Origin of the sequence: Mesorhizobium sp. M7A.F.Ca.CA.001.10.2.1, from assembly GCF_003998575.1 — a bacterium.
Lineage (GTDB): Bacteria > Pseudomonadota > Alphaproteobacteria > Rhizobiales > Rhizobiaceae > Mesorhizobium.
In genome coordinates this window covers 1-6,543 of record NZ_RZQY01000324.1, presented here as the reverse complement: position 1 = coordinate 6,543, position 6,543 = coordinate 1, and the positions used below count along the sequence as shown (strand labels likewise).

At 62.8% G+C, this 6,543-nt stretch carries 8 protein-coding genes; 5 read left to right on the top strand and 3 right to left on the bottom strand.

The genetic code is table 11. The annotated features are described in order from the left end of the window. Positions 1 to 313: 313 nt before the first annotated feature. The 5 genes from purM to EN964_RS38700 all read left to right on the top strand — a co-directional run bounded on the left by purM (position 314) and on the right by EN964_RS38700 (position 4,976). A complete protein-coding gene (gene purM, locus EN964_RS20330; protein ID WP_027037916.1) occupies positions 314 to 1,393 on the top strand; it encodes a phosphoribosylformylglycinamidine cyclo-ligase in 1,080 nt (359 codons plus the stop codon). Further along, on the top strand, positions 1,390 to 2,103 hold the full coding sequence (gene purN / locus EN964_RS20325) for a phosphoribosylglycinamide formyltransferase (protein WP_127270790.1): 714 nt from the start codon (positions 1,390 to 1,392) through the stop codon (positions 2,101 to 2,103). Before purM ends, purN begins: the two co-directional genes overlap by 4 nt. 15 nt (positions 2,104 to 2,118) lie before the next feature. After that, positions 2,119 to 2,634: a histidine phosphatase family protein gene (locus tag EN964_RS20320; protein WP_127270733.1), complete on the top strand. Its 516-nt coding sequence runs from the start codon at positions 2,119 to 2,121 to the stop codon at positions 2,632 to 2,634. 189 nt (positions 2,635 to 2,823) lie between these two features. Next, positions 2,824 to 4,017: a hypothetical protein gene (locus tag EN964_RS38705; protein WP_236383102.1), complete on the top strand. Its 1,194-nt coding sequence runs from the start codon at positions 2,824 to 2,826 to the stop codon at positions 4,015 to 4,017. Continuing rightward, positions 3,936 to 4,976 carry an ATP-binding cassette domain-containing protein gene (locus EN964_RS38700; protein ID WP_306251738.1) on the top strand — a complete coding sequence of 347 codons (1,041 nt, stop codon included), beginning with the start codon at positions 3,936 to 3,938 and terminating at the stop codon, positions 4,974 to 4,976. The genes EN964_RS38705 and EN964_RS38700 overlap by 82 nt, the downstream gene beginning before the upstream one ends. Before the next feature lie 140 nt (positions 4,977 to 5,116). On the opposite strand, the gene EN964_RS20310 is transcribed toward EN964_RS38700, so the two are convergent. The 3 genes from EN964_RS20310 to dapB form a co-directional block, all read right to left on the bottom strand. After that, positions 5,117 to 5,344, bottom strand: coding sequence for a DUF680 domain-containing protein (locus tag EN964_RS20310; protein WP_127270735.1), 228 nt, complete (start codon positions 5,342 to 5,344; stop codon positions 5,117 to 5,119). Positions 5,345 to 5,391: 47 nt separating this feature from the next. Beyond that, positions 5,392 to 5,595 carry a DUF680 domain-containing protein gene (locus EN964_RS20305; RefSeq protein WP_127269827.1) on the bottom strand — a complete coding sequence of 68 codons (204 nt, stop codon included), beginning with the start codon at positions 5,593 to 5,595 and terminating at the stop codon, positions 5,392 to 5,394. 396 nt (positions 5,596 to 5,991) lie between these two features. After that, the coding region (gene dapB, locus EN964_RS20300; protein WP_127276670.1) for a 4-hydroxy-tetrahydrodipicolinate reductase at positions 5,992 to 6,543 on the bottom strand (552 nt) is incomplete at its 5' end.

Here is a 6,543-nt window from a genome sequence, read left to right as displayed (position 1 = left end):
GCCTGCAGCATCGCCAGCACCACCGCCGGCACCAGGATAAGGCGCAGGATGGTGATCAGGTTTGGGATGGTCAAATGCTTGGCACCTCCTCTTGGTCGGAGATAGATGATGAAGATAGCGGGTGGCAACAAGGGAGAAGCTGCCGATCTCCCGCACGGGAGAGCGGCTTTCAGCTTGGCTTTCGCCAATCACGAGCGCCTATACGCGTGCCCTGTCCACGGTTTTATGGGCCGAAATGGCCGTTATCCTTGCGGACAGAAACCGTTCATGCGAAGAGCCCGCGACAAGGAAAATTGTTGAACGGGCACCAGAAATGAGCAAGCGCGACGTGAACAAGCGCAAGAACGGGCTCACCTATGCCGAGGCCGGTGTCGATATCGACGCGGGCAATCTCATGGTCGAGAAGATCAAGCCGCTGGTGCGCGCGACGCGCCGGCCGGGCGCCGACGGCGAGATCGGCGGTTTCGGCGGCCTGTTCGACCTCAAGGCCGCGGGCTTTACCGACCCGGTGCTGGTGGCGGCCAATGACGGCGTCGGCACCAAGCTCAAGATCGCCATCGATGCCGGCAAGCACGACACGATTGGCATCGACCTCGTCGCCATGTGCGTCAACGACATCGTCGTGCAAGGTGCCGAACCGCTGTTCTTCCTCGACTATTTCGCCACCGGCAAGCTCGATCCCGACCAGGGTGCCGCAATCGTCGGCGGCATTGCCGAGGGCTGCCGCCAGGCCGGCTGCGCGCTGATCGGCGGCGAGACGGCCGAGATGCCCGGCATGTATCACGGCAATGATTACGACCTGGCCGGCTTTGCGGTGGGCGCCGCCGAACGCGGCCAACTGCTGCCCACCGACGATATTGTCGAAGGCGACGTGCTGCTGGGCCTGGCTTCCTCTGGCTTGCACTCGAACGGATATTCGCTGGTGCGCCGCATCGTCGCCGTCAGCGGTCTGTCGTGGAGCGATCCGGCGCCGTTCAACGACGAGGCCACTCTGGCCGAGGCGCTGCTCGAGCCGACCCGCATCTACGTCAAGTCGATTCTCAAGGCGATCCGCAACACGCATGGTATCAAGGCGCTCGCCCACATCACCGGCGGCGGCTTCCCGGAAAACATCCCGCGCGTGCTGCCCAAGGATTTTTCGGCCGAACTCGATCTCGAGGCGATCGACGTTCCTGCGGTGTTTTCGTGGCTGGCCAAGACTGGCGGCGTGGCGCCGGAAGAGATGATGCGCACCTTCAATTGCGGCATCGGCATGATCTTGGCGGTCGCGTCCGGCCAGGCAGCACAGGTCGCCGCCGTGCTGCAGGAGGCCGGCGAGACGGTGACGCCGATCGGCCGCATCGTGCCGCGCCGCGACGCCGGCGTTATCTATCGGGGCTCGATCGGCCTATGAACGCGCAGAGGAAACGCACCGTCGTCCTGATCTCGGGGCGCGGCTCCAACATGACCGCGCTGATTGCCGCGGCCAGCGACCCGGCGTTCCCGGCCGAGATCGTCGGTGTCATTTCCGACAAGGCGGACGCCGCCGGGCTCGGCATCGCCAGAGCGCGCGGCATCGCCACGCAGATCGTCTCGCGTGCCGACCATGGCAGCAAGCAGGCGCATGACGCGGCAATAGACGCGGCGCTCGCGGCCTTCAACGCCGAGATCGTGGCGCTGGCCGGCTATATGCGCATCCTCACCCCCGGCTTCGTCCAGAGATGGCAGGGCCGCATGATCAACATCCACCCTGCCCTGCTGCCGGCGTTCAAGGGGCTCGACACCCATGTGCGCGCACTGGCCGCCGGCATCCGCATCCATGGCTGCACCGTGCACTTCGTCACCTCCGAGATGGATGACGGTCCGATCATCGCACAGGCGGCCGTGCCGGTGATGGTCGGCGACACCGCCGATACTTTGGCAGCCCGCGTGCTGAAGGCCGAGCACCGGCTCTATCCGCTGGCATTGGGACTGGTTGCCGAAGGCAAGGCGCGCATGGAGGCCGGCCGCACCGTGCTTGCCCACTTTGCCGACGATGCCGACAACGGCACTTCGGTGGTGATGGCCCCCGACCCGCTGCGCGAGGAAACCGACCTCGAGCATCTGGCGCGCATCACGCCGTGAGGCGAGAGCGTGACGATGAAACAGCTTCTCCTGCTTCGTCACGCCAAATCCAGCTGGGACGACCCTGGCCTTGATGATTTCGATCGGCCTTTGGCCGAACGCGGAGTGAAGGCGGCGCGCTCGATCGGGCGCGAGCTTGCGGCGCGCGGCTGGCTGCCGGACCTGGCGCTGGTGTCGCCGGCGCTGCGCACCCGCGACACCTGGCGGCTGGTGGCGGCCGAGTGGCCCATGGAGGCGCCTGTCGAATTTGTCGAAGCGCTCTACGAAGCGACGGCGGCGGACATTCTCGCCGAGCTGAGCAAGGTAAAGGCCGCAACCAACACCATTCTGTTGCTGGGCCACAATCCCGGCCTGGAAGAATTCGCACGGCGCCTTGCCGGTTCCCAATCGGATGGCTCCGCTCGGAACCGGCTTGAGGAAAAATTCCCGACCGCGGCGCTGGCCCGTTTCACCGTTGACACCGACTGGACGGATCTCGCCTTCGGCGGAGCGCGGCTGACGCATTGCCTCAGGCCGAAGGATCTCCGCTAAGACCTGTCCCGCACGGCTTCGTCCCATGCAAAACGACGCGTCGGGCACGTTGCCGATCGCATGTTCCAGCGAAGCCGCCCTGGTTGGGAACCAGACCGCATATAGCGAGTTTTTCCATATGGGCCGCCGATAATCGAGCAAACCGGTCCGCACGTACGCCATCCCGCTGACTGAACTCGCGAGCCGGAAATGACCGGATCTCCCCTGCGCAAAACCGCCTGGCGGTCTCACGAACTGCAAAGTCATGAGGCCATTCGTGTCGTCGGCAGCCGCGAGCACAATCTCAAGAACGTCAGCATCGACATTCCAAAAAAGCTCATCACCGTTTTCACCGGCGTCTCGGGTTCGGGAAAGTCCTCGCTGGTATTCGATACAATCGCGGCGGAATCGCAGCGCCAACTCAATGAGACCTTCAGTTCCTTCGCCCGCCATCGCCTGCCGCACTATGGACAGCCAGACGTGGATTTGATCGAGAATCTGGCGGTGGCGATCGTTGTTGATCAGAAGCGCCTAGGCGGCAATGCCCGCTCGACCGTCGGCACAGCCACCGACATCCAAGCCCTGTTGCGGCTGTTGTTTTCCAGGGTCGGCGAACCATTTGTCGGCCTGTCCAGCGTCTTTTCCTTCAACCATCCGGACGGCATGTGCCCGCGCTGTGAGGGGATCGGCGCCATCACCACGGTTGATGTCGACGCACTGCTCGACCGCTCGAAATCACTCAACGATGGCGCTATCCGCTTCCCGCTTCTCGCTGTCGGCAGCGCGCGCTGGAAGCGCTATGTGCTGTCGGGTTATTTCGACAACGACAAGAAACTCGAAGACTACAGTCCCGAGGAATGGGAGCTTTTGCTGAATGCCGAGCCACACAAGCCGCCGCATCCGGCCAAAGGCTGGTGGGCGAGTTCGATGTATGAGGGGCTGATCCCGCGCTTTCACCGCAGCTTTCTGCACAACCGGTCGAGTTCAGACCGGAACGAGGCGCTGGAGAGCGTGGTGACCAGCGGGCTATGCCCGGATTGCCATGGGGCGCGGTTGCGGCCGGAAGTCCTGGCATGCAAGATCAACGGCAACAGCATAGCCGACCTTGCCGCCATGCCGGCCAGCGATCTTGTGCCCATTGTCGCGGAAATTTCAACGACCGCGGCTGTGCCGATCGTCGCGGCGCTCTGCGCCCGACTTGACCACATGACTGGCATCGGGCTCGGCTATATCAGCTACGAGAGATCCGCGACAAGGGCAACACTGTGCTGGTGGTCGAGCACGATCCTCAGATCATCGCCATCGCCGACCATGTCATCGATATGGGTCCGGGCGCGGGCGAGAGTGGTGGGCGCGTCGTCTTCGAGGGCAAGGTGGCCGATCTCGAACGATCCGACACTTTAACCGGCCGCTTCATGAAGGCCCGACCGCACCCGAAAGCGGTGCTGCGCCCCCCGACAGGCTGGTTGAAGCTGCGCAACGCCAACCTCCACAACCTCAAGAACGTCAGCGTCGACATTCCACAAGGGGTGCTCACTGCGGTCGTCGGCGTTGCCGGTTCGGGCAAGAGTTCACTGATCAACGGCGTGTTCTCGCGTCGCTACCCCGACGCCGTATGCATCGACCAGGGTGCGCTGGGCGGCTCCATACGCTCGAACACGGCGACCTATACAGGGGTCCTCGACCCAATCCGAAAACTATTCGCCGAAGCCAATAGCGTCGGTGCCTCTTTGTTCAGTTCCAACTCGGCCGGGGCCTGTCCGGGGTGCAAAGGGCTCGGTGTCACCCGCATGGATATGGCCTTCATGGACACCATCGTCAGCGCTTGCGAGGTCTGCCACGGCCGACGGTTCACCGACGCGGTGCTCGCTTACAAGCTTCGCGGCAAGAACATCGACGACGTGCTGAGCATGAGCGTTTCAGACGCCCAGCGCTTCTTCCACGAGCCGGACATCCGCCCGGCACTCGACCGTGTGGCCGAGGTCGGCCTTGACTACATGACGCTTGGCCAACCCCTGAGCAGTCTCTCTGGCGGCGAACGCCAGCGCATCAAGCTGGCAACGGAGTTGCAGAATATCGGACGCATCTTCATCCTCGACGAGCCGACAACAGGGTTGCACATGTCGGATGTGGCAAGGCTGGTCAGGTTGATGGGGCGGCTGGCCGACAGCGGCAACACGTTGCTGGTGATCGAGCACAATCTCGACGTCATCACACAAGCCGACTGGATTATCGAGATGGGTCCGGGCGCCGGGCAGAATGGCGGCAGCGTTATCTTCAAGGGCAATCCGATCGAGATGATCAACTCGGAAACGTCTCAGACGGCGCCCTGGATCAGGGCGGGTGCATCACTCGAAACCTGAATTATGGATGTGGAGCACTTTTCCGGCGCCGCCCGGCGAGCTTTAGCCGACTGCTCGTCATTTCGAAATATTTTCCCAACGCATAAAACAAGAGCGGCGGGCAAAGCCCACCGCTCTTTGTGGTCGCAGACTTCAGAAAATCAACGACCCCAGATGCCCTGGCCCGACTGAGCCGGCACCTTGGCATTGGCATCACCCTGCGTCTTTACGGACTTCGGGATCGAGCCGGTGTGTGTGGTGTCGATGTTGGACACGGACTGGTTCGCAACCGGCTGGTTGGCATTGTAAGAGCCATAGTTGTCGCTGCCGGCAAAAGCGGTGCCCGTGGCGACGAGGATGGCGGCGGCGGTAAGAGCGATCTTGGTCACTTTATTTACTCCTGAATTCAAGATTGGGTTGATATCGGCAGTCGCGATTAGCGGCCGAAGAGATTGCGGTCAGCGCCCTGCGACGCTCGGGCCTGAACGGTCTGTGTCGACTTCGAGGTCGAAGCGGTGACCGAATGGTCGACAGTGACGGCAGGCTGATTGGCGTTGGCCGAGCCATAGTTGTCGCTGCCGGCAAAAGCAGTCCCCGTGGCAACGAGGATGGCGGCGGCGGTAAGAGCGATCTTGGTCATTTTAGTTACTCCAGTATTTCTTTGTTCTGTCCGTCTGGTGGCGTGCCCTTGGGAGGAATTTCGCGTCGCTCGGACCACCCCGAGATGGGTTTGCCCTGCCGCGGATTCCAATCACGAAGATGTTCCTCCGCAGCTTGAATCCGGGCCTTGAAATTTGGCACAGGCCCCCGGCGGTCATAATTTTATTGTTCGAAATCAAATCTTTAGTGAGATTCTTCTCCCACTATCCGAGGCCGACAACCAGGCCAGCGTTCACCATCTGCTATACAGTCCGTCAACAGAAATCGAACCGAACGGTTCGGTTTGAAGAGACCTGACCCCTCCAGCGTTCTTTTTTCGGTGCGGAGGTGGACGAGATATGGGTGCGTACGTCCAACCGGGACGACAAACCGGCCGCTATAGGCCGGTCATGCCCAGCACGTCGCGCATGTCATATTCGCCTGGCGGGCGTCCCTCGAGCCAGAGCGCGGCGGCGATGGCGCCGCGTGCGAACATGACGCGGTCGCCGGCTGCATGCGACAAGGTCAAGGTCTCGCCCTCGGCGCAGAAGCTGACGCTGTGTTCGCCGATGATGCTGCCGCCACGCAGCACCGCAAAGCCAATCTCGCCGGTCGGCCGCGCGCCGATGACGCCGTCGCGTGCAAGCCTTGCGACCGTGTCCAGGTCGATGCCGCGTCCGCCGGCTACGGCATGCCCCAGCATCAACGCCGTCCCCGATGGCGCATCGACCTTGTGGCGATGGTGTGCCTCGACAATCTCCACGTCCCAGTCATCGGGATCGAGTGCCCGCGCCGCCTGCTCGACCAGCCCGACCAGCATGTTGAGCCCGAGCGAAAAGCTGCCGGAGCGCACGATGGCAATCGTTTTCGCGGCGTCGGCGATAGCAGCCAATTCAGCAGCATCGAAGCCCGTCGACCCGATGACCAGGGACGGCCCGCCGCGCTCGGC

Excerpts from the sequence above, each read along its gene's own strand:
- purM (WP_027037916.1), top strand. The coding sequence starts at position 314 with ATGAGCAAGCGCGACGTGAACAAGCGCAAGAACGGGCTCACCTATGCC.
- purN (WP_127270790.1), top strand. The coding sequence starts at position 1,390 with ATGAACGCGCAGAGGAAACGCACCGTCGTCCTGATCTCGGGGCGCGGC.
- EN964_RS20320 (WP_127270733.1), top strand. The coding sequence starts at position 2,119 with ATGAAACAGCTTCTCCTGCTTCGTCACGCCAAATCCAGCTGGGACGAC.
- EN964_RS38705 (WP_236383102.1), top strand. The coding sequence starts at position 2,824 with ATGACCGGATCTCCCCTGCGCAAAACCGCCTGGCGGTCTCACGAACTG.
- EN964_RS38700 (WP_306251738.1), top strand. The coding sequence starts at position 3,936 with ATGGGTCCGGGCGCGGGCGAGAGTGGTGGGCGCGTCGTCTTCGAGGGC.
- EN964_RS20305 (WP_127269827.1), bottom strand. The coding sequence starts at position 5,595 with ATGACCAAGATCGCTCTTACCGCCGCCGCCATCCTCGTTGCCACGGGG.